This window comes from Geodermatophilus sp. SYSU D00684, assembly GCF_054050455.1.
The window spans coordinates 178,773-201,478 of record NZ_JBJGZI010000001.1 but is presented as its reverse complement, the minus strand read 5'-3'; the positions used below and the strand labels follow the sequence as shown (position 1 = coordinate 201,478).

General features: G+C 74.9%; 25 protein-coding genes. 12 read left to right on the top strand and 13 right to left on the bottom strand.

Annotated elements, in window-relative coordinates:
- Nucleotides 1-48: 48 nt before the first annotated feature.
- From ACI79L_RS00995 to ACI79L_RS00985, 3 genes are all read right to left on the bottom strand, one after another.
- Nucleotides 49-1,530: a glycosyltransferase family 2 protein gene (locus ACI79L_RS00995; RefSeq protein ID WP_456934976.1), complete on the bottom strand. Its 1,482-nt coding sequence runs from the start codon at nucleotides 1,528-1,530 to the stop codon at nucleotides 49-51.
- Nucleotides 1,527-2,174 (bottom strand): hypothetical protein, encoded by a 648-nt coding sequence (locus ACI79L_RS00990; RefSeq protein ID WP_456934975.1) that lies wholly within the window; start codon nucleotides 2,172-2,174, stop codon nucleotides 1,527-1,529. Before ACI79L_RS00990 ends, ACI79L_RS00995 begins: the two co-directional genes overlap by 4 nt.
- 197 nt (nucleotides 2,175-2,371) lie before the next feature.
- On the bottom strand, nucleotides 2,372-3,343 hold the full coding sequence (locus ACI79L_RS00985; protein WP_456934974.1) for a quinone oxidoreductase family protein: 972 nt from the start codon (nucleotides 3,341-3,343) through the stop codon (nucleotides 2,372-2,374).
- Between the two features lie 119 nt (nucleotides 3,344-3,462).
- Here ACI79L_RS00985 and ACI79L_RS00980 point away from each other — a divergent pair, with 119 nt between their 5' ends.
- On the top strand, nucleotides 3,463-4,611 hold the full coding sequence (locus ACI79L_RS00980; protein ID WP_456934973.1) for a TRAFAC clade GTPase domain-containing protein: 1,149 nt from the start codon (nucleotides 3,463-3,465) through the stop codon (nucleotides 4,609-4,611).
- Entirely contained in the window at nucleotides 4,608-4,970 is a 363-nt protein-coding gene (locus ACI79L_RS00975) for a hypothetical protein (RefSeq protein ID WP_456934972.1), read from the top strand. Before ACI79L_RS00980 ends, ACI79L_RS00975 begins: the two co-directional genes overlap by 4 nt.
- A gap of 386 nt (nucleotides 4,971-5,356) precedes the next feature.
- Here ACI79L_RS00975 and msrA read toward each other — a convergent pair whose 3' ends face one another.
- The 5 genes from msrA to ACI79L_RS00950 form a co-directional block, all read right to left on the bottom strand.
- Nucleotides 5,357-5,872, bottom strand: coding sequence for a peptide-methionine (S)-S-oxide reductase MsrA (gene msrA / locus ACI79L_RS00970; RefSeq protein ID WP_456934971.1), 516 nt, complete (start codon nucleotides 5,870-5,872; stop codon nucleotides 5,357-5,359).
- 228 nt (nucleotides 5,873-6,100) lie between these two features.
- Nucleotides 6,101-6,925: an alpha/beta fold hydrolase gene (locus ACI79L_RS00965; RefSeq protein WP_456934970.1), complete on the bottom strand. Its 825-nt coding sequence runs from the start codon at nucleotides 6,923-6,925 to the stop codon at nucleotides 6,101-6,103.
- 266 nt (nucleotides 6,926-7,191) lie between these two features.
- Nucleotides 7,192-8,136: an NADP-dependent oxidoreductase gene (locus ACI79L_RS00960; RefSeq protein ID WP_456934969.1), complete on the bottom strand. Its 945-nt coding sequence runs from the start codon at nucleotides 8,134-8,136 to the stop codon at nucleotides 7,192-7,194.
- A gap of 113 nt (nucleotides 8,137-8,249) precedes the next feature.
- Nucleotides 8,250-8,753 carry a MarR family winged helix-turn-helix transcriptional regulator gene (locus ACI79L_RS00955; RefSeq protein WP_456934968.1) on the bottom strand — a complete coding sequence of 168 codons (504 nt, stop codon included), beginning with the start codon at nucleotides 8,751-8,753 and terminating at the stop codon, nucleotides 8,250-8,252.
- A gap of 40 nt (nucleotides 8,754-8,793) precedes the next feature.
- Nucleotides 8,794-9,711, bottom strand: a complete 918-nt coding sequence (locus ACI79L_RS00950; RefSeq protein WP_456934967.1) for a hypothetical protein — start codon at nucleotides 9,709-9,711, stop codon at nucleotides 8,794-8,796.
- A gap of 132 nt (nucleotides 9,712-9,843) precedes the next feature.
- On the opposite strand from ACI79L_RS00950, the gene ACI79L_RS00945 reads away from it, so the two are divergent.
- Nucleotides 9,844-11,100, top strand: coding sequence for a 3-deoxy-7-phosphoheptulonate synthase (locus tag ACI79L_RS00945; protein WP_456934966.1), 1,257 nt, complete (start codon nucleotides 9,844-9,846; stop codon nucleotides 11,098-11,100).
- Between the two features lie 98 nt (nucleotides 11,101-11,198).
- Nucleotides 11,199-12,416 carry an L-2-hydroxyglutarate oxidase gene (gene lhgO / locus ACI79L_RS00940; RefSeq protein WP_456934965.1) on the top strand — a complete coding sequence of 406 codons (1,218 nt, stop codon included), beginning with the start codon at nucleotides 11,199-11,201 and terminating at the stop codon, nucleotides 12,414-12,416.
- A 3-nt stretch (nucleotides 12,417-12,419) separates the two neighbouring features.
- Here lhgO and ACI79L_RS00935 read toward each other — a convergent pair whose 3' ends face one another.
- The 3 genes from ACI79L_RS00935 to ACI79L_RS00925 form a co-directional block, all read right to left on the bottom strand.
- A complete protein-coding gene (locus tag ACI79L_RS00935) occupies nucleotides 12,420-12,617 on the bottom strand; it encodes a hypothetical protein (protein WP_456934964.1) in 198 nt (65 codons plus the stop codon).
- Between the two features lie 12 nt (nucleotides 12,618-12,629).
- A complete protein-coding gene (locus ACI79L_RS00930) occupies nucleotides 12,630-13,976 on the bottom strand; it encodes an MFS transporter (RefSeq protein ID WP_456934963.1) in 1,347 nt (448 codons plus the stop codon).
- Nucleotides 13,977-14,132: 156 nt separating this feature from the next.
- The gene (locus ACI79L_RS00925; RefSeq protein ID WP_456934962.1) at nucleotides 14,133-14,996 is read right to left on the bottom strand and encodes an acyl-CoA thioesterase; all 864 of its coding nucleotides are present in this window, start codon (nucleotides 14,994-14,996) and stop codon (nucleotides 14,133-14,135) included.
- A gap of 53 nt (nucleotides 14,997-15,049) precedes the next feature.
- Between ACI79L_RS00925 and ACI79L_RS00920 the strand changes: the two genes are divergently transcribed.
- From ACI79L_RS00920 to ACI79L_RS00910, 3 genes are read left to right on the top strand one after another with little or no spacing between them, the layout of a single operon-like run.
- Entirely contained in the window at nucleotides 15,050-15,670 is a 621-nt protein-coding gene (locus ACI79L_RS00920) for a TetR/AcrR family transcriptional regulator (RefSeq protein WP_456934961.1), read from the top strand.
- Nucleotides 15,667-15,879, top strand: a complete 213-nt coding sequence (locus ACI79L_RS00915; RefSeq protein WP_456928012.1) for a ferredoxin — start codon at nucleotides 15,667-15,669, stop codon at nucleotides 15,877-15,879. Before ACI79L_RS00920 ends, ACI79L_RS00915 begins: the two co-directional genes overlap by 4 nt.
- The gene (locus ACI79L_RS00910) at nucleotides 15,876-17,147 is read left to right on the top strand and encodes a cytochrome P450 (protein ID WP_456934960.1); all 1,272 of its coding nucleotides are present in this window, start codon (nucleotides 15,876-15,878) and stop codon (nucleotides 17,145-17,147) included. The genes ACI79L_RS00915 and ACI79L_RS00910 overlap by 4 nt, the downstream gene beginning before the upstream one ends.
- 32 nt (nucleotides 17,148-17,179) lie before the next feature.
- On the opposite strand, the gene ACI79L_RS00905 is transcribed toward ACI79L_RS00910, so the two are convergent.
- Nucleotides 17,180-17,383 carry a zinc-ribbon domain-containing protein gene (locus ACI79L_RS00905; protein WP_456934959.1) on the bottom strand — a complete coding sequence of 68 codons (204 nt, stop codon included), beginning with the start codon at nucleotides 17,381-17,383 and terminating at the stop codon, nucleotides 17,180-17,182.
- Nucleotides 17,384-17,449: 66 nt separating this feature from the next.
- Between ACI79L_RS00905 and ACI79L_RS00900 the strand changes: the two genes are divergently transcribed.
- The 5 genes from ACI79L_RS00900 (at nucleotide 17,450) to ACI79L_RS00880 (ending at nucleotide 22,073) form a co-directional block, all read left to right on the top strand.
- Entirely contained in the window at nucleotides 17,450-18,430 is a 981-nt protein-coding gene (locus ACI79L_RS00900) for a patatin-like phospholipase family protein (protein WP_456934958.1), read from the top strand.
- 60 nt (nucleotides 18,431-18,490) lie between these two features.
- Nucleotides 18,491-19,195, top strand: coding sequence for a 3-oxoacyl-ACP reductase FabG (gene fabG / locus ACI79L_RS00895; RefSeq protein ID WP_456934957.1), 705 nt, complete (start codon nucleotides 18,491-18,493; stop codon nucleotides 19,193-19,195).
- Nucleotides 19,195-19,968 carry an enoyl-ACP reductase FabI gene (fabI, locus tag ACI79L_RS00890; protein ID WP_456934956.1) on the top strand — a complete coding sequence of 258 codons (774 nt, stop codon included), beginning with the start codon at nucleotides 19,195-19,197 and terminating at the stop codon, nucleotides 19,966-19,968. The genes fabG and fabI overlap by 1 nt, the downstream gene beginning before the upstream one ends.
- A 68-nt stretch (nucleotides 19,969-20,036) precedes the next feature.
- Nucleotides 20,037-21,179, top strand: a complete 1,143-nt coding sequence (locus ACI79L_RS00885) for a ferrochelatase (RefSeq protein ID WP_456934955.1) — start codon at nucleotides 20,037-20,039, stop codon at nucleotides 21,177-21,179.
- A gap of 39 nt (nucleotides 21,180-21,218) precedes the next feature.
- A complete protein-coding gene (locus ACI79L_RS00880) occupies nucleotides 21,219-22,073 on the top strand; it encodes a class I SAM-dependent methyltransferase (RefSeq protein ID WP_456934954.1) in 855 nt (284 codons plus the stop codon).
- Here ACI79L_RS00880 and ACI79L_RS00875 read toward each other — a convergent pair.
- Complete coding sequence (locus ACI79L_RS00875) at nucleotides 22,070-22,699, bottom strand: hemerythrin domain-containing protein (protein WP_456934953.1); 630 nt, start codon at nucleotides 22,697-22,699, stop codon at nucleotides 22,070-22,072. The genes ACI79L_RS00880 and ACI79L_RS00875 overlap by 4 nt on opposite strands.
- Nucleotides 22,700-22,706: the final 7 nt, after the last annotated feature.

Here is a 22,706-nt window from a genome sequence, read left to right as displayed (position 1 = left end):
GGGCCCGGGACCACGCGAGGTCCCGGGCCCGTCGTCCGGCGTGCGGCCTCAGACGGTGAAGCCCCGCTGGCGGCGCACCAGCTTCTTCAGCATGAAGATCGTCTGCAGCACGGTGAGCAGGTAGAGGACCGGCCAGCCGATCGACAGGATCGCCGACTGCACGCCGATGCTCTGCTGGCTCCACGCGAAGATCAGGACGGCGAAGGTCGCGGCGGCGCAGACCGCCGGCATGACGTAGGCCGACCCGCGACCCCGTTCCGCGGCCGCCTGGGCGGCCCAGTTGTCCTTCTCCACGCGGGCGAAGAACTGCACCCACGCGGTGACGAAGTGACCCATGCGGACCCACATGTACAGCTCCGCCGGCACCACCAGCAGCGCGTAGAAGATGTCGACGGCGCTCTTGTCGTGCATGGACAGCGCGATGCGGAGGTTGAGCAGCGTGGCCACGGCCGGCGGGATGAGCCACACCGGGTTGAACACGAACGCGTCGATCGACAGCGCCGCCGCGAGCAGGAGCAGGAACCCCATGCGGGCGGCGATGTTGAAGACCATCGAGATGTTCTCGTACCAGCGCAGCCGCAGGTTCGGGTGCAGCGGCTGGCCCTTGCTGTCCCCGCGCTGACCCGGCCACAGCAGGTCGATGCCGCCGAAGTTCCACTTCACCTGCTGGCCGTGGAGCGCGCGCAGCGTGGTCATGGGGCCGACGAACGCGCGGGCCCGCGCGCTGATCTTGGTGCTGAAGCCGGCGTCCTTGATCTGCAGCGAGAGCTTGGAGTCCTCGACCTCCGAGTCGCGCACCCACGGCGCGGACTGGTGGTGGCGGTACATGACCGCCTCGAGCGCCCGGACGCTGAACAGGCTGCACTGGCCGCCGAGCACGGCCATGTTCCGGCCGCGGACCAGGTTGTCCATGTTGAAGCCGGCGAACTGGGCCCGCTGGCCGGCGACGAGGAACCGCGCCATCGCGCCGTGCACCGTGGACTTGTCGAAGGTGTAGACCGCCGAGAGCCCGCCGATGCGCGGGTCGGTGACCATCTCCTTCTCCAGCCACTCGACGCAGCGGCGGTCGAGCGTGGTGTCGCCGTCGACCCCGAGGATGTAGTCGTAGCCGCGGCTGACGTAGTAGCCGTAGTTGAGCGCGCCGACCTTCTTGTCGGGGTTCTCGCCGATGTCGTGCGAGAACACCGTCGTCCGGTAGGTCTCGCCCTTGACCACCCGGGTGTGCTCGCCGACGAACTGCTCGACGATCTCCGGGGTGTCGTCGTCGGTGTTGTTGATGACGACGTGGACGACGTCCGGCGGCCGGGTCTGCGCCAGCAGCGAGGTGAGGACGTCGGCGATCGTCGACTCCTCGTTGTAGGCCGGGATGACGCAGCTGATGGTGGCGTGCCGGAGCTGCTCCTCCGCCTGCGGGCCGCCGAACTCCGCGGGCACCAGGGAGCTGATGTCGGGCACCTGCTGGCCACCGCGGGCCAGGAGGTTCACGCGGTCGGTCGACCGCCGGTTGCCGTGGACGACGAGCTGGTTCACGAGGGGTCCTCCTGCAGGAGCGGCAGCTCGAGGGCGTCGAGCACGGTCTGGCGGAAGTAGCGCCCGGAGCCCGGCTCGGTCTCGACCAGGAGGTCGAACTGGACCGAGACGGTCAGCGAGTCCGCCGGGACCGCCGACCCCGGGAGACTGAGCGCGGTGGTGTAGCTGAAGGGCGGCATGAGGGCGAACTCGCCGCGGTCCTCGGCGGCGAGGGCGCGGGTGGTGCCGTCGTCGGTGGTGGCCGCGAAGCGGGTGACCAGCACCTCGGTGTCGCCGTCGTCGCCCTCGACGTGCGCCGAGAGCTGGATCGTCTTGTCGTCGGCGGCGGTCCACGTGGCCGCCTGGTCGGCGGTCCAGTAGTCGACGACGACGGTGCGGTCGCCGGCCGGCAGCGTGCGGGTGAGCGAGCCGGCATCGAGGTCGCCGGCCGGACGCGTGGCCGGGGACGACGCGGCGGCGGTCCGGTCGGCGGGCTCGTCCGCCGGCTCGGGGGAGGGCTCGGCGGACGGCGTGGCCTCGGTGGACTCTTCGGCGAGGCCCGGGCTCATGCTCACGTCGGGCCACTCGCAGCCGGTCAGGCCGGTGATCAGGGCCGCGCCCAGGGCGAACGCGGCCGCGCGGGATCGGGGTGTCGGTCGGGGCACGGTTCCCCCAGCAGGCGGTGGTGGTCGCCGGGACCGGGCGCCGTTGCACACCCCCAGCAGTTGTCGCTGACGACGCTAGGAGCGGGGGTGCGGACGGACGAGGGCCTGTAACCCCGCGGGGGGAGACGTGCCACCGCCCGGAGGGGCGGACCCCTCCGGGCGGTGACGGTGCGTGGTGAGCGGGAGGGCGGCGGGCGCTACCGCGTCGGGTCGAGGACGAGCTTGCCGGTGGTGCGGCGGGACAGGATGTCCTGGTGCGCCTCGCGGACGGCGGTCAGCGGGTAGCGGCCGCCGCCGACCGGCTTGAGCACGCCGTCGGCGGTGAGCTGGAGGAGCTCGGTCATGGCGTCGTCGAGCATGGCCGGGCGGCTGAAGCAGTGCGCCAGCCAGAAGCCGATGACCGCGCGGCTGGTGCCCATGAGCGCCGGCGCCTGCACCGGCTTCGGCGGGCGGCGGCCGGCCATGCCGTAGGCGACCAGCCGGCCGAAGGGCGCCAGCGCGGAGAACGAGCCGTCGAAGACGTTGCCGCCGGTCATCTCCAGGACGACGTCGACCCGCTTGCCGCCGTTGGCCTCGCGCAGCGCGGCGGTGAAGGTCTTCGGGTCGTCGTCGGCCAGCGCGGGGTCGACGGTGGCGTCGGCGCCGAGCTCCTCGGCCAGCGCCCGCTTCTCGGGGCTGGAGGCGGTGGCGATGACCCGCCCGGCGCCCCAGCGCTTGGCCAGCTGGACGGCCAGCGAGCCGACCCCGCCGGCGCCGGCGATGACGACGACCGACTCGCCCGCGGCGAGGTGCGCGCTGGTGCGCAGCAGGTGCCAGGCGGTGGTGCCCTGCAGCACGAGGGCGAGGGCCTGCTCGTCGGTGACGGCGTCGGGCACCGGCCAGGTCAGCCGCGGGTCGGCGACCACCTTCTCCGCGTAGCCGCCGCCGTCGAGCAGGCCGACGACGCGCTCGCCGCCGCCCACCGGCCGGCCGACGAACTCCGCGCCCGGGATCAGCGGCAGCGTCTGCGGGGCGAGGTAGCTGTCCTCGGTCTGGTGGGTGTCGGCGTAGTTCACGCCGGCCGCGCTCACCTCGTAGAGCTGCTGGCCGTCGCCGGGGACGGGGTCGGGGAGGTCGACGACGTCGAGGACCTCGGGGCCGCCGAAGCGGGTGATCTGCACAGCGCGCATGTGGCTGAGGCTATGGCCCAGTCGAGGAGAGCCCTGCGTCGCGGCAGGGGGACATCGCTGGGACACGCTGTCATCCCTGCCGGCGAAGGGTCGTCCGAGCTGGTCTCTACGCTCCGCGCATGGACGTGAGCAGAGCGCTGGAGCAGCACATCGCAGTGTTCGGCGAGAGCGGCAGTGGCAAGACGGTCCTGCTCTCCTCGTTCTACGGAGCGACGCAGGAGTCCCAGTACCTGCAGCAGAGCCTCTTCCACGTCGTAGCGGACAACATCGGCCAGGGCGCTCGACTGCACCGGAACTACCTCGGCATGAAGAACTCGGCGCAGTTGCCCGCGACCACCCGCTTCTCCGGGACGTCGTATGCCTTCTCGATCAAGTCGAAGGACGGGTCCGACGCCAAGGCATCGAGGAACAAGCCGTTCGATGTGCTGCGCCTCGTCTGGCACGACTACCCGGGGGAGTGGTTCGAGCAGGACGTGAGCGGGCCGGAAGAGGCTCAGCGCAGGATCGACACCTTCAGATCCCTGATGGGCTCCGATGTCGCTCTCCTGCTGGTGGACGCCCAGAGGTTGATCGACAACTCCGGCGAGGAGGAGCGGTACCTGAAGTCCTTGTTCTCCAACTTCCGCAACGGGTTGCTGTCCCTCAAGGACGACCTGCTGGAGGACGGGAGACCCCTCGTCGAGTTCCCGCGCATCTGGGTCATGGCGCTGTCGAAGTCCGATCTCCTGCCCGGCTTCGACGTCTTCGCGTTCCGGGATCTCCTCGTGGAGAAGGCCAGTGATGACATCGATGAACTGCGCACGGTGATCGCCGGCCTGGTGGAAGCCAGCGACGCACTGTCCGTGGGTGAGGACTTCCTGCTGCTCTCGTCGGCGAGGTTCGACGCAGGCACCATTCGGGTGACCGAGCGCGTGGGTGTGGAGACGATCCTGCCGCTGGCCGCGATGCTCCCGTTCGAGCGACACATCCGGTGGGCCCAGAGCAGGCAGTTGCCAGGAAAGGTGGCGGAGAACCTGCTGCGCGGCGTGGGCCCCATGGCCGACGTGCTGCTCGAGCGCCTGAGCAAGCTGCCCGGCCCGCTCGGCAGGCTGTCGAGACTGGTCCGCCCAAGCCTGGACCACGTGACCACGCTGGCCGGAGACAAGCTCAGGGAGATCAACGCCGAAGCGCTGGCCAAGCAGGATCACCTCCGAGCCACCCTGACCGGCTTCCGGATGGACCTGGAGAGGGGTGAGGCGGAGCGCATCCTCCTCAGGAGCCGGCGATGAGCCTCGTCTGGGCCACACGCGGCCGGGACTGGGGCTTCCGCTTCCTCCGCAACGACGCAGCCGGTGATGCGCTCGAGCTCTACGACGTCGCCTTCGCCGGTGTCGAGGACACATCGGAGACCTGCCGTCGCGTTGCAGGGAATGGAGCGCGGTCGGAGATGGTGGCGCTGCGCTTCTTGGACCCGGTCGGCCGACGGGACCGGGCGGGCCGGGTGATCCCGCACGACTTCATCGTCGTCGGCGCCTTGGCTGACGAGATCGACTCGATCGAGGCCGGTCGTCAGCGGATCTGGCCAATGGTCGCCGACGACTTCGAGCGCGTGTGGAGGTTGCCCGCGCCGCCTTCCGCCAACGGATGACCGCCCGGCCAGCGAGGCACAACCCCGCTGGCCGAGCACTGATCCTCCCCGCAGGACAAGCAGTCAGTGTCGGCGAGTTCATGCCAGCGGACTCACCTCGCGGAGCTGCTCGCCGTCGCCGCCGGCGGGGACGGGATCGAGGAGGTCGACGACGTCGAGGCGCTCGGGGCTGCCGAAGTGGGTGATCTGCACGGCTCGCCTGTGGGGAGGCTGGAGCGCGTCGATGCCCGGCCGTGCTGTCGGCGTGGGTCCGGCCCGAACCACGAGGCGGCGAGGCCGGTCCGATAGGTGTGGACGCCCCGACCGGACGTCGACCCCTCGCCGGTCGCGTCGACCTCGGTGGGCGGCCGGCGCACCAGGGGAGGTGCGCCGGCCGTAATCTCACGTCAGCGGGCGGTCTGCGCCTCGCGGCGGGGGAGCACCCAGCCCGGCCGCACGTAGTGGCAGGTGTAGCCGTACGGGTGCTTCAGCAGGTAGTCCTGGTGCTCCTCCTCTGCCTCCCAGAAGGCGCCGGCCGGCGCCACCTCCGTGACGACCTTCCCGGGCCACAGGCCCGAGGCGTCGACGTCGGCGATCGTGTCGAGGGCGACGCGCCGCTGCTCCTCGCTCGTGTAGAAGATCGCCGAGCGGTAGCTCCGGCCGATGTCGTTGCCCTGCCGGTCCACCGTCGTCGGGTCGTGGATCTGGAAGAAGAACTCGAGGAGCTCGCGGAACGAGATCACGTCGGGGTCGAAGACGATCTCGACCGCCTCGGCGTGGTCGCCGTGGTTCCTGTACGTGGCGTTCGGGGTGTCGCCGCCGGAGTAGCCGACGCGGCTCGAGAGCACTCCCGGGCGCTTGCGCAGCAGGTCCTGCGCACCCCAGAAGCAGCCGCCGGCGAGGATCGCGGTCTCGGTGGTCACGTGTGCCTCCCTCTGTGTCGAGCGTGTGGCTGAACACCGGAACCGGGGCCGCTCTTCCCCCCGGCTCGCAGTCAAGTCGGTGTCCTGCGGTGTCTTCCGTGCTCCTGCGGCATCACAGCACCGCAGGAGCACGGGAGACCCCGCGGGAGCGGTGCCCCACCGCACCGCTCCCGGAGGTGAACTCGCGTCCCAGGGTGATCTCGCCCCGGAGTTCCCGCGCTGCCGGCCTCAGGAGCGGATGAACTCGAGCAGGTCGGCGTTGATCGTCTCGGCCTGCGTCGTCGGCATGCCGTGCGGGAAGCCGGCGTAGGTCTTGAGCGTCCCGTTCTGGAGGAGTTCCGCGGACCGGGGCCCCGAGTTCTCGTACGGGACGACCTGGTCGTCGTCGCCGTGCATCACCAGGACCGGCACCGTGATCTTCCTCAGGTCGTCGGTGAAGTCGGTCTGGGAGAACGCGACGACGCCGTCGTGGTGGGCCTTCGCGCCGCCCATCATCCCCTGCCGCCACCAGTTCGCGATGATCGCCTCGGACGGCTCGGCGCCCGGCCGGTTGAACCCGTAGAACGGCCCCGACGGCAGGTCGCGGTAGAACCGGGACCGGTTGGTGGCGACCTGGGTCTGGATGTCGTCGAACACGCTCTTCGGCAGGCCGCCGGGGTTGGCGTCGGTCTGCACCATGAGCGGCGGCACCGCGCTGATCAGCACGGCCTTCGCGACGCGCTCCTCGCCGTGCCGGCCGAGGTAGTGCGCGACCTCGCCGCCACCGGTCGAGTGGCCGACGTGCACGGCGTCGTGCAGGTCGAGGTGCGCCGTCAGCGCCGCCAGGTCGTCGGCGTAGTGGTCCATGTCGTGCCCGTCGCCGGTCTGGGTCGAGCGGCCGTGTCCGCGCCTGTCGTGCGCGATGACGCGGTAGCCCTGGGCCAGGAAGAACATCATCTGCGCGTCCCAGTCGTCGGCCGACAGCGGCCAGCCGTGGCTGAAGACGATGGGCTGACCCGAGCCCCAGTCCTTGTAGAAGATCTCGGTGCCGTCGTCGGTCGTGATCGTGCCCATGTGGTGCCTCCGTCGGTCTCGCGGGGGTGGTCCGTCCGCAGGGGGGAACAGCTCGGGCGCGAGGTGGGCCCAGCCGGAGTCGGTGGTCTGCGAGCGGCTGCAGGGGGCGGTTCGGTGGACTCGGCGGGGTCGCGGCGTCGCCCCGTGCCACGGCCGTCCTGGGGTCGGTTCTCCGGCGGCCACAGGCTCCTGGGCGCGCGCACGCGAGCGCAACCCCCGGGGCGTACTGGCTCGTTCCGTTGCTCCGGACCCTCAGGAGGGGGACGTCACGCGGCGGCCGGGACGACGACCACCTTGCCGGGCAGGCCGCCGGTGGCGGCCCGGGCGTGCACGTCCGCCAGGTCCGCCAGGGGCACCCGCTGGGCGACGTCGACCCGCAGCTCCCCGCCGTCGACCAGCGCCACCAGCCCGGCCAGCTGGCCGGGGTCGCTGCGGACGAAGAGGTCGACGCCGCGCACGCCGCGCTCCTCGTCGGAGGGGGCCGGCATCCACACCGTGGTGTTGACGAGGACGCCGCCGGGGCGGACCAGGCCGACCAGCGCGGCCAGCTGCGCCGGGTCCACCGGCGCGAGGTTGAGCACGAGGTCGACCGGCTCGGGGACCGCCGTGGCCACGTCGGTGGTGGTGTGGTCGACGACCTCGTCGGCGCCGTCGGCCGTCACGCGGTCCCTGCTGCGCGGGCCGGCCGTCGCGATGACGTGCGCGCCGGCACGCCTGGCCAGCTGGACGGCGTGGCCGCCGACCGCGCCGCCGGCGCCGTTGACCAGCACGCGCTGCCCGGCCGTCAGCCCGCCGTGGTCGAACAGCGCCTGCCACGCGGTGAGGCCGACGATCGGCAGGGCGGCCGCGTCGGTCAGCGGGATGCTCGTGGGCGCCGGCGCCAGGATCCCGGCGGGCGCGACGACGTACTCGGCGGCCGCGCCGTCGGCTCCCATCGGCAGGAACCCGACGACGCGGTCGCCGACCCGCACGCCGTCCACGCCATCGCCGAGCGCGTCCACCGTGCCCGCGACGTCGATGCCGGGGGTGTGCGGCAGGACCACCGGGATGGGGCCCTGCATGCTGCCGGCGCGGATGGTGCCGTCGACGCCGTTGAACGACGTCCCGGCGACACGGATGCGCACCTCCCCGGCGCCGGGGACGGGCAGCTCCACGTCCTCGTAGCGGAGGACGTCGGGGGCGCCGAACTCGTGGAACCGGACTGTCTTCACGGCCGTTCTCGCTCTCGTCTCGAGGGTAGCTTCGAATTCGAAGCACTGAGGGGACCGTAGACCTGCTTCGAATTCTCAGCAACCCCGTTCCGGGGCGGACCGCGCAGGAGTCCTCAGGCCCCGGGCGCGCGCCGGCGGGGGGCCGCCGAGCGGGGCGGTGCCGAGCGCATGTGGTCGCGCACCGGCGCCAGCAGGCCGGCGAGGGTCGCGACGTCGTCGCGGGACAGCGGCGCGAACAGCAGGTCGCGGACGACCTCGACGTGGCCCGGCAGCACCTCGGCGAGCAGCGCGCGCCCGGCGGCGGTGACGGTGACCGTGACCCCCCGCTCGTCGTCCGGGGAGGGGGCGCGCACCACCAGGCCCGCCTTCTCGAGCAGGCCCGCCTGGTAGGTGAGCCCGCTGCGGCTGTAGACGACGCCGTCGGCCAGGTCGGTCATGCGGGCGCTCCCGGTCGGCGAGTCGCCGAGGCGGGCCAGCAGCTGGAACTGCACGTAGCTGAGGCCGCCGGCCTCACGCAGCTGCTGCTCCACCGCGTGCCGCAGGAGGCTGGTCACCTCGATGAGGTCGAAGTAGGCGCCGAGCTGGACGGGGTCGAGCGAGGGAGGGGGGGCGTCCATGGCGGGAGCCTAGGTGCTTCGAATTCCGACCAGGGTGGCCTCAGGTGACGGGCAGCGCGACGAGCCGGGCGGCCAGCTCGGCGTTGCGGCGGAGGAACGGCGTCCACCCGGCCGGCGCGCGGGTCCCCGCGGAGGCGCGCGTGCAGGTCTCCTGGTCCCAGTCGCGCACCCGGCCGCCCCGGATGCGCAGCCGCACGAGCACGTCGCCCGTCCAGCCGGCGACGTCCCCGTCGGCCTGCGCCCCGGGTGCGGTGACCCGCTGCGGCGCGACCACCCACCCGACGGCCTCGATCTCCTCCTGCAGCCGGGCCGCGGCCTCGTAGGCCTGCGCCGCGGCCGCGGCGTCCCGCCGGGCGCCCAGCGCCGCCAGCGCGGCGGCGACCGCTCCCGGCTCGCGGTCGAGCACGGCCGTCAGCGCGGCGGCGAGCTCCGGGAGGGAGGCGTCCCGCCCGCCCCGCAGCCGCGCCAGCTCGCGCTCGCCGGCGCTCCGGCCGGGGCCGGCGTGGGCGAGCGGGTACACGCGGTTCAGCCCCGAGACCGCCGCCCGCACCCGGCGCCGGCCGAGGTAGGGGCCGAAGTGGCGGACGCCCGGTGCCGGCCGGGCGTCGTGGACGACGTCGAGGCGCGGCGCGGCCGCCGAGGGGTCCAGCCGGATCCGGACGGGCACCTCCAGGCCCCCGGGGATCCGGTTCCACGGCGGCAGCGACCGCTCGAGCAGGTTGCGCTCGGCCCACGCGGCCTCGTGCACGGAGTCGCAGACCAGCGCCTCGATCCGGGCGACCCGGCCCACCATCCGCCGCAGGTGGCGGCGGTCGCGCAGGTCCCCCCAGTACGAGCCGACCCGCGAGCGCAGGTGCGTGGCGCGGCCGACGTAGAGCACGCGCCCGGCGCCGTCCCGGAAGCGGTACACGCCCGGGGCGGCCGGCAGCACGGCGACGGCGTCCGGGCGGGCGGGCACGCGCCCATGGTGCGCACGCCGCCGCCCCGCGTGACGGCGCCGCGCCCCACCCGCCCCGGGCGTCACCCCCGCCCCGTCGGGGGCGGGGGGCGAGGCGCCCGCACCGGGCGCCGGGCCGTTGCGCCGCTGTGGTTGGCTCGACGGTCGGGAACGACCGAGGAGGCCCTCATCCCCGCTGACCGGATCCTGGAGGCGGCGACGCGGATCGCCGACCTGCTGCTCGACGTCCAGACGACGGTGAACGCGCAGATCGACGCCACGCTCGCCGACCTGCTGCCCGGCGTCCAGCGGCAGGTGGGCGTCTCGGCGGCGGACGGCGCCGACCTGTCCGGCCTGGTGAACGCGCGGATCACCGGCCTGAGCGTCGTCGTCACGCCCGCGGCGGTGGCGACCGTCGTCCCGCTGTCGCCGGAGTCGGCCGCCACGACGCGCGCCGCGCGGGCCGCGGTCACCGACGTCCTCACCGGCGCCGACGACCGCCTCGTCGTCATCGCCGGCCCCTGCTCGGTGCACGACCCCGTCGCCGCGCTCGAGTACGCCGCGTTCCTCGGCCGCATGCGGGCGCGGCACGGCGACGACCTCGAGATCCTCATGCGGACCTACACGGAGAAGCCGCGGACCGAGGTCGACTGGAAGGGCTTCGCCTACGACCCGTTCCTCGACGGGTCCAACCGGATCAGCGTCGGCCTGGTCGCCACCCGGATGCTCATGTGCCGCATCACCGCGCTGGGCGTCCCCGTCGCCGCCGAGCCGCTCAACGCGCTCACGCCGCAGTACGTCAACGGGCTGGTCACCTACAACGGCGTGGGCGCGCGCAACGTCACCGACCAGACCGCCCGCGAGCGGGTGTCGGGCTTCTCGTCCGTGGTCGGCTTCAAGAACTCGCCCGAGGGCAGCGTCGACTCCGCCATCCAGGCCGTCGTCACCGCGCGCGCCCCGCACGAGTTCCTCGGCGTCGACCACCACGGGGTCTCGGCGCAGCTGTCGACCACCGGCAACGACACCGGCCACGTCATCCTGCGCGGCACCACGGACGGCCCCAACTACTCGGCGGCGCACGTCGCCGAGGTGAAGCGGAAGCTCGCCGCGCGCGGGCTGCCCGAGGTGGTCGTCGTCGACGCCTCCCACGGCAACAGCCAGAAGGACCACCGGCGCCAGCCCGCGGTCGTGCACGACCTGGCCGAGCAGGTCGCCGGCGGGGAGCGGGCGATCCGGGGCGTGATGATCGAGAGCAACCTCGCCGAGGGCCGGCAGGACCTCGACCGCGAGCACCCCGAGCGGCTCGAGTACGGCGTGAGCGTCACCGACGCCTGCGTCGACCCGGCGACGACGGAGGCCCTGCTGGCCGAGCTGGCCGCCGCCGTCCGTTCCCGCCGCGGCACCGCCTGACCGCGCGCGCCGACGGGCCTGGCCGTGCCCGGCCCGGGCGGGCACCATCCCTGCTCACGGCGGGGCCCGGGGTCCTGCCCCGAGGACGGAGGTGGCCGGTGCGCGCAGGGACCGTCGACCGGATCGGCGTCGTCGGCGCCGGGATCGTGGGCCTGGCGGTCGCCCGCCGGCTGGCCGAGCTGCGCCCCGACGTGCACGTCACGGTCGTGGACAAGGAGGACGACGTCGCCGTCCACCAGACCGGCCACAACAGCGGCGTGGTGCACGCCGGGCTCTACTACGCGCCCGGCTCGCTCAAGGCGCGGCTGTGCACCCGCGGGCGCGGCCTGCTGCGCGAGTTCTGCGCCGAGCACGGCCTCGCCTACGACGAGTGCGGCAAGCTCGTCGTCGCCCGCCGGGACGACGAGCTGCCCGCCCTGGACGAGATCGAGCGGCGGGCCACCGCGAACGGGGTGCCCGGCCTGCGCCGGCTGTCCGCCGAGGGGCTGCGGGAGGTGGAGCCGGAGGCGGCCGGCGTGGCGGCGCTGCACTCGCCGCACACCGCGATCGTCGACTTCCGCGCCGTCGCCCGCGCCATGGCCGGCGACCTGCGGGACAAGGGCCACGACGTGCGGCTCGGCTTCGAGGTCACCGCGGTGCTGCCGCAGGTCGGCGGGGGGGTGGTGGTGTCCTCCGGCCGCGAGGCGTTCGCCGTCGACCGGCTCGTGGTCTGCGCCGGGCTGCAGAGCGACACGGTCTCCCGGCTGGCCGGGGACGAGGCCGGGCCGGCGATCGTGCCGTTCCGCGGCGAGTACTACCGGCTGGTGCCCGGGCGCGAGCACCTGGTCCGCGGGCTGATCTACCCGGTGCCCGACCCCCGGTACCCGTTCCTCGGCGTGCACTTCACCCGCCGGGTCGGCGGTGGGGTCGACGTCGGGCCCAACGCCGTGCTGGCCTTCGCCCGCGAGGGCTACCGGCGCCGCGACGTCCGGCCCGCCGAGCTGCTGCGGACGCTCACCTGGCCGGGCATGCGCCCGCTGGCCCGGCAGCACTGGCGGATGGGCGTGGCCGAGTTCCGCGGGTCGCTGTCGCGCCGGGTGTTCCTCGCCGCGGCGCGGGAGTTCGTGCCCGCGCTGACCGACGACGACGTGGTGCGCGCCCCCGCCGGCGTCCGCGCCCAGGCCGTCGACCGGGACGGCAGCCTGGTCGACGACTTCCGGGTCCACCGGCTCGGCCCGGTCGTCACCGTCCGCAACGCGCCCTCGCCGGCGGCCACCTCCTCGCTGGCGATCGGCGAGCACGTGGCCGAGCGGGTCCTCGCCGACGACGGCGACTGAGGCTCAGCCCCGCTCCCGCTCCCGCGTCCCGCCGGACGGCACGGGCGGGGCGGCCGGCAGCAGGAACCCGGCCGAGGCGATGGCCAGGCAGGTCGAGCAGAGCAGGGAGAGCCCGTCGTGCGGGCACGCGGACCGCCGGTTCGCCGCCTCCAGCCGGCGCACCAGCCAGCGGGCCCACAGCCGCTCCCACCGGGACGCCACGACGCCGGCCCCTCAGCGCCCGGGGGCCACCGGCGACGCGGCCTCGGCGACGACCCCGGGCAGCACGGGGAGCGCGACCCCGGCCGGCCGGCGCCACGGGCCGCGGAAGAACAGGACGGCGACCCCGAACAGCGCCATCGCCCCGAGCGACACGACCATCCAGGCGCGCCAGTCGGCGGCGTCGACCACGCGCGGGGCCACCAGCAGGACGACGACCGCCATGGCCTTGCTGAGGAAGGAGAACAGGCCCCACGCGGTGCCCTGCAGCCGCGGGTCGACGTCCTCGGCGTTCTCCGAGTAGTTCGCCATCCACGGCCCGTAGGCCACGCCCAGGCCGGCGCCGAGCAGCACCCCGGTGACCATCAGCGCCGTCCAGGACACCCCGGCCGGGTCGGCCATCAGCCGGATCAGCACGACGCCGCACGCCAGCGCGACCAGCGTGCCGCCGAGGGAGAACGGGCGGCGCAGCTGCAGCCGGTCCGACAGCCGCCCGGCCGCCACCAGCGTGCCGAGGTTGAGCACCCAGAACAGCATCATCACCTGGGACGCCTGCGCCGTGGTCAGCGCGAACGTGTCCACCAGCATCGTCTGGCCGTACAGCGCCAGCGTCAGGTAGGTGACCAGCCAGCAGGCGATGCCCAGGCAGTGCGCCCACACCGCGGCCGACCGCAGCAGGTCGCCGGGGCGGGCCGGGCGGGCGTCGTCGGCGACGCCGAGGGCGCGCTGCTCGCTCTGCAGGATGCTCGCCCGCAGCGTGGGGGACAGCTCCGCGATGTTGGCGGCGATGACCAGCGAGACGACGAGCGAGACGCCGCCCATGAGCCAGAACTGCGACCGCCAGCTGTCGTCGAACGCGGCGAGCGTCGCGCCGGCGATCGCCGCGGCGAGGAAGTTCGCGCCCACCGGCCCCCAGGTCCAGAACGCGAACGCCGTCGCCCGGCCCATCCGCGGCGAGAAGTCCCGGACCAGCGGGGCGGTGCTGGCGATCGCCACGCCGTCGACGAAGGACAGCACGGTGCGGGCGACCAGCAGCTGCGTCGGCGTCTGCACCAGCGTCGTGGCCACGCACAGCAGCGAGGTGAGCAGCATGAGCGGCACCAGCAGCCGGACCCGGCCGACGGAGTCGGTGAGCCGCCCGCCGATCAGCCCGGCGACGGCGCCGGCGAGCATCGCGGTGGCCGAGATGCCGCCGTAGGCCGCCAGGCTCATCCCGAGGTCGTCGAGCAGCAGCGGCACGACCGGGGCGATCTGCGCCTCGAACGAGCAGATCAGGCTGGCGAGGACCGCCATCGCGAGGATCCGCCGGCGGCGGCGCCCGGTCGGGTACGTGTCCAGCTGGCGGACGTAGGAGCGGGGCACGGCGCCTCCTCCGGCGCGACGTCGTCGGCGCGCCTCAGGCCGGTCGGACCCCGCCGCGGACCGCGGCGGGGCGTCCCGGGAGTGCTCCGTTCCGGAACGCGGGGAGGACCCTCGGGCAGGACCCGGAGTGTTGTCAAGGTCACACCCGCGCGCCGGTCAGCGGGGGCCGAGCGGGCGCACCGTCCCCTCCTGCGCGACGGTGAGCACCAGCCGGCCGGACCGGTCGAACAGCCGGCCGGCGCACATCGCCCGCCCGCCGTCCGCCCAGGTGCTCTCCTGGTCGTAGTAGAGCCACTCGCCGGGGCGGGCCAGGCGGTGGAACCACACCGCGTGGTCCAGGCTCGCCGCCGCGACGTCGGGGGCGCCGATCACCGTCCGGTGCGGCGCGAGCGCGGTGGACAGCAGCAGCACGTCGGAGACGTAGGCCAGGGCGGCCGCGCGCACCAGCGGCCCGTCGGGCAGGTCCTCGCGCGAGCGCACCCAGAAGCGCTGGCGCGGCGCCGCCGCCTCGCCGCGCGCGGCGGCCTGCCGGGGCAGCTCGCCGTCCAGGCGGAACTCCAGCGGGTGCCGGTCGGCCAGCCGGTCCAGCCACGCGCGCAGCAGCCCCTCCGCCCCGGCGCCGGCCTCGAGCGGGCCGGGCAGCTCCTCCGGCGGCGGGGCGTCCAGCCGCGGGGTCTGGTGGGCGAAGCCGGGCTCGGGCCGGTGGAAGGACGCGGTGAGCTCCAGCGTCGTCCGGCCGCGCTGCTGCGCCCGCACCCGGCGGGTGGCGTAGCTGCCGCCGTCGCGCACCCGCTCGACGGCGTAGCCGGTGGGCTCGGCGGCCTCCCCGGCGCGCAGGAAGTACGCGTGCAGCGAGTGGACCGCCCGGTCCTCCGGCACGGTCCGCCCGGCGGCGACCAGCGCCTGGGCGACGACCGCCCCGCCGAAGGCCCGTTCGGGGGAGGCGCGCCGCGGACCGGCCGCGAAGCCGTCCGGACCGTCCGGCCGCAGGTCGAGCAGCTCGGCCAGCCCACCGGTCACGTCGCCTCCCGACCCCTTGACGGCGCGAATTGAACCACTGTTCGATTCGTGACGTGGGTCGCACTCCGGGCGCCACCGCGGCGGGCACGCGCGAGCGGCTGCTGCGCGCGGCCGCCGACGTCTTCGCCCGGCGGGGCTACGAGGGCACGCGCGTGTCCGAGGTCGCCGACGCGGCCGGGCTGAGCAACGGCGCCCTCTACGCCTACTTCGGCTCCAAGGCCGCGCTGCTCGTCGACGCGCTGCACGTGCACGGCCGGCGGCTGCTCGCCGACCTCGTCGCCGCCGACCCCGGCCGCTCGGTCGCCGACCTCCTGCTGGCCAGCGGGCGCACGCTGCCCCGCCGCCGGGACCCCGACGGCGACCTGCTGGTCGAGGCGCTGGTCGCCGCCCGCCGCGACGTCGACGCCGCCGGCCCGGTGCGCGACTACGTGCAGGAGCGCGCCGCGTGGCTGGCCGGCCTGGTCCGCCGCGGCCAGGACGACGGCGAGATCGACCCCGCGCTGTCCCCGCGCGCGGTCGCCCACCTGTGCCTGTCGCTGGCCGTCGGCACCGCGCTGGTCGGCCCCGACGTGGACCCGGTCGACGACGGGGAGTGGACGGCGCTGCTCGCCCGCCTCGTCGCCGGACTCGCACCGCAGGAACCGCCCGCCCGAGGAACGGAGAGCCGCCCGTGAGGATCTCGATCGACCCGTCGCTGTGCCAGGGGCACGGCCGCTGCTACGACCTCGCGCCCGACCTGTTCGGCGCCGACGACGAGGGCTACTCCACCCTCCTCGTCCCCGGCGGGGAGGTGCCGGCCGGGCTGGAGGACGACGCGCAGCTCGCCGCCGACAACTGCCCCGAGGCCGCCGTGCTCGTGCTCGAGCAGGAGCCGGCGCGGTGACCGTCGACGACCGCTCCTTCGCCGACGCCAGCACCCTGCGCTCGGACCCGGCCCTCGGCACGTTCAGCGAGGTGCGCAGCGGCCCGGTCGAGGACTGGGCCACCGACTTCTCGCACACCGAGGAGGAGTGGGCGCAGGGCGCCGTCGGCATCTGGGACGACCTGCGGCAGCGCTGCCCGATCGCGCACACCGAGCGGTTCGGCGGGGCGTGGCTGCCCACCCGCTACGAGGACGTCGCCGCGGTCGCCTACGACACCGAGCACTTCTCCTCCCGCGCGATCATCGCGGGCAACTTCCGGCCGCCGCGGGCGCTGGCCCCGGTCGGCGGCACCCCGCCGATCTCCTCGGACCCGCCGTTCCACCACGACGCGCGCAGGCTGCTGCTGCCGGCGTTCACCAAGAGCGCGGTCGGCCGGCAGGAGGAGAGCACGCGGGCGTTCTGCCACTCGCTGGTCGGCGCGCTCGAGGGCCGGGACGTCGTCGACGCCGCCGCCGACTACGCCCAGCACATCCCGGTGCGGGTCATCGCCGACATGCTCGGCTTCCCGCCCGAGGACGGCCCACGGTTCCGGCAGTTCGTCGAGAACGCGCTCGAGGGCATCGACCTGCCGCCCGAGGAGCGCCTCGCCCGCAGCAGCCACCTGTTCGAGTACCTGCTCGCGCAGATCCAGGACCACCTCGAGCACCCGCGCGAGGACCTCACCACCTACCTGCTCGAGGCCGAGCTGTACGGCCGCCGGCTCGAGCCCGCGCACGTCGCCGGGACGATGGCGCTGCTGCTCATCGCCGGCATCGACACCACCTGGAGCGCGATCGGCGCCTCGCTGTGGCACCTCGCCGGGCACCCCGACGACCGGCGCCGGCTGGTCGCCGAGCCGGGGCTGCGGCCCACCGCCGTCGAGGAGTTCCTCCGCGCCTACGCCCCGGTCACCATGGCCCGGCTGGTCAAGGAGGACGTGACCTGGCGCGGCGTCGAGATGAGGGCCGAGGACTGGGTGCTGCTGTCCTTCCCGGCCGCCAACCGCGACCCCGCCCGGTTCGAGCGGGCCGACGAGGTGGTCATCGACCGGCAGGTCAACCGGCACGCCGCCTTCGGTCTGGGCATCCACCGCTGCGTCGGGTCGCACCTGGCGCGGATGGAGATGCGGGTGGCGCTCGACGTGTGGCTCGACCGGGTGCCCGAGTTCTCCCTCGCCGACCCGGCCGGGGTGCGGTGGTCGACCGGCCAGATCCGCGGCCCCCGCGCGCTGCCGGTCCGCATCGGCTGAGGCCCGTCCGGCCCCGGCACCGCCGTCGCGGCTCAGGCCTCGACGGCGGTGCCGCAGACGCCGCACACCTCGAGCCGCCGGCGTCCCCACCGGGCGACCGGCACGAAGAACACGCTCAGCTGACGGAACTGCCGCACCCGCGCCCACCGGGTGGTGTTGCCGCACCGCGGGCAGGTGCGCACCGCCCCCGGGCCGAGGTCCTTCTGCCGCGTGCCGAACCCGAAGAGGAGGAACACCCGGCCAGCGTAGGTCGGTCCCGGGGTGCGGGAGCCGCGCCGGCCGGGCCGTGGGACCGTGGAGGGATGGTCCGGGTCGGTCTGGTGCTGGGTGGCGGCGGCGTGGTGGGGCAGGCCTACCACGCGGGCGTGCTGGCGGTGCTGCAGCACGACGTCGGCTTCGACGCGCGCACCGCGGACGTCGTCGTCGGGACCTCCGCCGGGTCGATCACCGGCACCCTGCTGCGGGCCGGCGTCTCGCCGGAGGACCTCGCCGCGTGGACGGTCAAGGCGCCGCTGTCCGGCGACGACGACGTGCTGCGCGCCATCGCCGCGACCCCCGTCCCCGAGCTGGCGCCCTTCCGCCCGCTCGACGTGCTCCGCCGGCCGATGCGCGTGCCCGGCCCGCACCTGGTCGCCCGCGCACTGGCCCGCCCGTGGCGGTTCCGCCCCCTGGCCGCCGGCATGACGCTGCTCGCGGCGGGCCGGCACGACATCGTGTCCCAGCTGGGCGCCCTGAGGGAGGTCGAGGGGCCGACCTGGCCCGAGCGCGACCTGTGGATCACCGCCGTGCGCCGGCGGGACGGGCGGCGCGTCGTCTTCGGCCGGCCCGGGGCGCCGCCGGCCCCGGTGCACCTGGCGGTCGGCGCGTCCTGCGCGGTGCCCGGCTACTTCGCCCCCGTGCAGATCGGCCGGCACGCCTACGTCGACGGCGGGGTGCACTCCGCGACCAACGCCGCGGTGCTGCGCCGCGCCGGGGTGGACGTCGTCGTCGTGCTGGCGCCGATGAGCGGGTCGCCGGGCTGGCGCCAGGACTTCACCGCCGCCATGCGCCGGTACTCCCAGCGGCAGCTGGACCGGGAGGTGCGGGCCCTGCGCGCGGCCGGCATCCGGACCGTCGTGTTCACCCCCGGCGCGGCCGAGCAGGAGGTCATGGGCGCGGACTTCATGTCCGGCGAGCGCGTCGACGAGGTGCTGCAGCAGTCGTTCTTCCAGGCCGGCGTGCACGCCGCGACGCCCGAGGTGGCCGCCGTGCTGCGGGAGGCCTCCGACCGCGACCCGGTGTGACCTGCGCCCAGCGACTAGGTTCGGCACCTGACAACGTCGCCGGGGGCCAGGGGGTCGAGCGTGGGCAGGTCGGTGCTGGTGACCGGCGGCAACCGGGGGATCGGGCTGGCGATCGCCCGCTCCTTCGCCGAGCAGGGCGACTCCGTGGCGGTCACCCACCGCGGCAGCGGCGCCCCCGACGGGCTGTTCGGCGTGCAGTGCGACGTCACCGACGCCGCCGCCGTCGACCGGGCGTTCACCGAGGTCGAGGAGCAGCAGGGGCCGGTCGAGGTGCTGGTGAGCAACGCCGGCATCACCCGCGACGGGCTGCTCATGCGGATGAAGGAGGACGACTTCACCGACGTCCTCGACGCCAACCTCACCGCCGCCTACCGGGTGGCCAAGCGCGCCGCGGCGAAGATGGTGCGCGCCCGGTTCGGCCGCATGGTGTTCGTCAGCTCCGTCGTCGGGCTGCTCGGCTCGGCCGGCCAGACCAACTACGCGGCGAGCAAGGCGGGCCTGGTGGGCCTGGCCCGCTCGATCGCCCGCGAGCTCGGCAGCCGCAACGTGACCGCGAACGTCGTCGCGCCCGGGTTCGTGCGCACCGACATGACCGCGGAGCTGCCGGAGAAGCGGCAGCAGGAGATCCTCGGGCAGGTGCCGCTGGGCCGGTACGCCGAGGCCGACGAGATCGCCGCCGTCGTCCGCTTCCTCGCGAGCGACGTGGCCGGATACGTCACCGGGGCGGTCGTCCCGGTCGACGGCGGACTGGGGATGGGGCACTGATGAGCGGCATTCTCGAGGGCAAGAAGGTCCTCGTCACCGGCGTGCTGACCGAGGCGTCGATCGCCTTCGCCACCGCGCGGATCGCGCAGGAGCAGGGCGCCACGGTCGTGCTGTCCAACTTCGGGCGCGCGCTGTCGCTGTGCCAGCGGATCGCCAAGCGGCTGCCGCAGGAGGCGCCGGTCGTCGAGCTCGACGTGACGGACACCGAGCACCTCGCCTCGCTCGCCGACCGGCTGCGCGGGGCCGGCCTCGACACCCTCGACGGCGTCGTGCACTCCATCGGCTTCGCGCCGCAGGAGGCGATGGGGGAGGGGTTCCCCGAGGTCGCCTGGGAGCACGCCGCGACCGCGTTCCAGGTGTCGTCGTGGTCCTACGCCTCGCTCGTCCAGGCCTGCCGGCCGCTGCTGGCCAACCCGTCCTCGGTCGTCGGGCTCACCTTCGACGCCTCCGTCGCCTGGCCCGTCTACGGCTGGATGGGCGCGGCCAAGGCGGCGCTGGAGTCGGTCAGCCGCTACGTGGCCCGCGAGCTCGGTCCCGACGGCGTGCGGTCCAACATCGTCGCCGCCGGCCCGCTGCGCAGCATGGCCATGAAGTCCATCCCCGGCAGCGCCCAGTTCGAGGAGGCGTGGGAGGGCCGCGCCCCGCTGGGCTGGTCGGTCACCGACACCGAGCCCGCCGGCAAGGCCGTCGTCGCCCTGCTGTCGGACTGGTTCCCCGCCACCACCGGCGAGATCGTGCACGTCGACGGCGGGTTCCACGCCGTCGGTGTGTGACCGGTCACAGAGCCACGCCGTCGGCGTCCGACCGCATCCGATCCGCCCCGCAGCACCGAAGGACGTCCGTGCCCCGCGCCACCGTCGACATCAACCCCGGCCAGCGTCCCGACGAGGACCCCTCCCTGGCCGTCCGCAACAACGGGGGGACGCCGCCCGCGGCGGCGCCCGCCCCGGCCGGCCGCCGCGAGGCGCTGCTGGTCCTGTCCTTCGGCGGCCCGCGCGGCCACGACGACGTCATGCCGTTCCTGGAGAACGTCACCCGCGGCCGCGGCGTCCCGCGCGAGCGGCTGCTCGACGTCGCCGAGCACTACCACCACTTCGGTGGGGTCAGCCCGATCAACGAGCAGAACGAGGCGCTGGTCGCCGCGATCCGCGAGGACCTCGCGGTCAACGGCGTCGACCTGCCGGTCTACTGGGGCAACCGCAACTGGGACCCCTACGTCGAGGACGTCTGGCAGCAGATGACCGACGACGGGATCGAGCACGTCCACGTGCTGGCCACCTCCGCCTACGCCTCCTACTCCGGCTGCCGGCAGTACCACGAGGACGTGGCGCGGGCCCGGATCGCGACCGGCGGGGGCCCGACGGCGGAGAAGCTGCCGCACTACTACGACACCCCCGGCTTCGTGCGGGCCAACGCCGACGCCCTCGCCGCCGCGCTGGCGCAGCTGCCCGCGGAGCACCGGGCCACCGCGCGCCTGGTGGCGACGGCGCACTCGATCCCCGACGCGATGGCCGACGTCGCCGGCCCCGACGGGCACGCCTACGAGGCCGAGCTGATGGCCGCCGCGCGCGCCGTCGTCGACGCCGTCGAGCCGGGCCGCGACTTCGACCTGGTCTGGCAGTCCCGCAGCGGCCCGCCGTCGGTGCCCTGGCTGGAGCCCGACGTCAACGACCACCTGCGCGCGCTGCACGAGAACGGCGAGACGGCGGTCGTGCTGTTCCCGATCGGGTTCGTGAGCGACCACCTCGAGGTGATCTGGGACCTCGACAACGAGGCCGAGGAGACCGCCGGGGAGCTCGGGCTGGCGTTCGTCCGGGCCGCGACGGCGGGCACCCACCCGGCGTTCGTCGCGATGGTCCGCGAGCTGCTGGAGGAGCGGCGCGCGGGCGGCGAGCCGCGGCTGGGCACCGACTGCCCGGCCGCCTGCTGTTTCGTCCAGCGGCCGGCCCGCCCGGCCGTTGACGGGGCGCCCGCCCGCGAGTAGACCGGCGGTCCACCGGGGGCCGGACGAGGACGGTGCGCCGTGGTCGAGATCGCTCCCGCCAACGCCGCGCAGCTGCAGGCGTGGGACGGCGCGCAGGGCGCGTACTGGGCCGCGCAGGCCGACCGCTTCGACCGGTCGGTCGCCCGCTACGACGCCGCCTTCCTCGCCGCGGCCGGCCTGCGGCCGGGGGACCGGGTCCTCGACGTCGGCTGCGGCACCGGCCGGACGACCCGGGAGGCCGCGCGCCGCACCGGGTCCGCGCTCGGGGTGGACCTGTCCTCGGCGATGCTCGAGGTCGCCCGGCGCCGCGCCGCCGACGAGGGCCTGACCGGCGCCCGGTTCGAGCAGGCCGACGCCCAGGTGGCGGCCTTCCCGCCGGCCGCGTTCGACGTGGCGATCAGCCGGACCGGCGCGATGTTCTTCGCCGACCCGGTGGCCGCGCTGGCCAACGTCGGCCGGGCGCTCGTGCCCGGCGGCCGGCTGGTCCTGCTCGTGTGGCAGGCGGCCGAGGCCAACGAGTGGATCACCGAGATCACGGGGGCGCTGGCCGCCGGCCGCCCGCTGCCGTCCCCGCCGCCGGGCGCGCCGGGCCCGTTCTCCCTCGCCGACCCGGCGCGGATCCGCGCGGTGCTCACCGCGGCGGGTCACCGTCAGGTGGAGGTCGAGGGTCTCACCGAGCCGGAGTGGTGGGGGGCCGACGCCGACGAGGCGCTGACCTTCGTGCTCGGCCTCGCCGGCTGGCTGCTCGACGGGCTGGACCCCGCCGCCCGGGACCGCGCGGTGGCCGACCTGCGGCGCCGGCTGGAGGCCCACGCCGGGCCCGGCGGCGTCGAGCTCGGCTCCGCGGCCTGGCTGGTCACCGCCCGCCGCGCCCAGCGCCGGACGGGCACCTAGCGCCAGACGGGCGCGATCCGCCGGGTGTAGCGGCGGCCGAACACCCGGGACAGCACCGCGGTGACCGGCGCCGGGACCGTGGCGCGCAGCGCCGCCCGGTCGCCGTCGCTGATGCCGTCGGTGAGCCAGGCGAAGAACGAGCCCGCGTCGCCGGGGGAGGTGTGCCGCAGCCTCCCGGTGACCGCCCGCCACTCGGCGGTGCCCTCGTGCTCGCGCAGCAGCGGCTCGAGCGCGGCCTCCTCGTGGTCGAGGTGGCCGACCACCACCTCCCGGGTGCGGGCGACGGCGGCGCGGGCGGCGCCGGCGTCGGCGGCGGACCCGGTGCGGGCCAGCGCCGCCAGCGCGTCCCCGGTGTCCGCGAGCGCCGCCGCCATCGCCGCGTGCTCGGTCTCCATCTCCGCGAGCAGGTCCCGGCCGACGCCGGTGCCCTCGAGGAACGGCCAGACGTGGGCGTCCTCGCCCTCGTGGTGGTGGGTGAGCTCGCGGCGGAGGTTGGCGTACGCCCGCTCGAGCTGCCGCGCCCGGTCCCGGTCACCGTCGCGCCAGGGGGCCAGGGCGGCGGCCAGCCGGGCGAGGTCGCGGCGCACGGCGTTGTGGATCAGGCCGTTCATGGTCGGCACCGTCATGGCGGCG

Coding starts and splice junctions, on each gene's coding strand:
- ACI79L_RS00985 (WP_456934974.1), bottom strand. CDS start 3,343: ATGCGCGCTGTGCAGATCACCCGCTTCGGCGGCCCCGAGGTCCTCGAC.
- ACI79L_RS00980 (WP_456934973.1), top strand. CDS start 3,463: ATGGACGTGAGCAGAGCGCTGGAGCAGCACATCGCAGTGTTCGGCGAG.
- ACI79L_RS00975 (WP_456934972.1), top strand. CDS start 4,608: ATGAGCCTCGTCTGGGCCACACGCGGCCGGGACTGGGGCTTCCGCTTC.
- ACI79L_RS00965 (WP_456934970.1), bottom strand. CDS start 6,925: ATGGGCACGATCACGACCGACGACGGCACCGAGATCTTCTACAAGGAC.
- ACI79L_RS00955 (WP_456934968.1), bottom strand. CDS start 8,753: ATGGACGCCCCCCCTCCCTCGCTCGACCCCGTCCAGCTCGGCGCCTAC.
- ACI79L_RS00900 (WP_456934958.1), top strand. CDS start 17,450: ATGGTCCGGGTCGGTCTGGTGCTGGGTGGCGGCGGCGTGGTGGGGCAG.
- fabI (WP_456934956.1), top strand. CDS start 19,195: ATGAGCGGCATTCTCGAGGGCAAGAAGGTCCTCGTCACCGGCGTGCTG.
- ACI79L_RS00875 (WP_456934953.1), bottom strand. CDS start 22,699: ATGACGGTGCCGACCATGAACGGCCTGATCCACAACGCCGTGCGCCGC.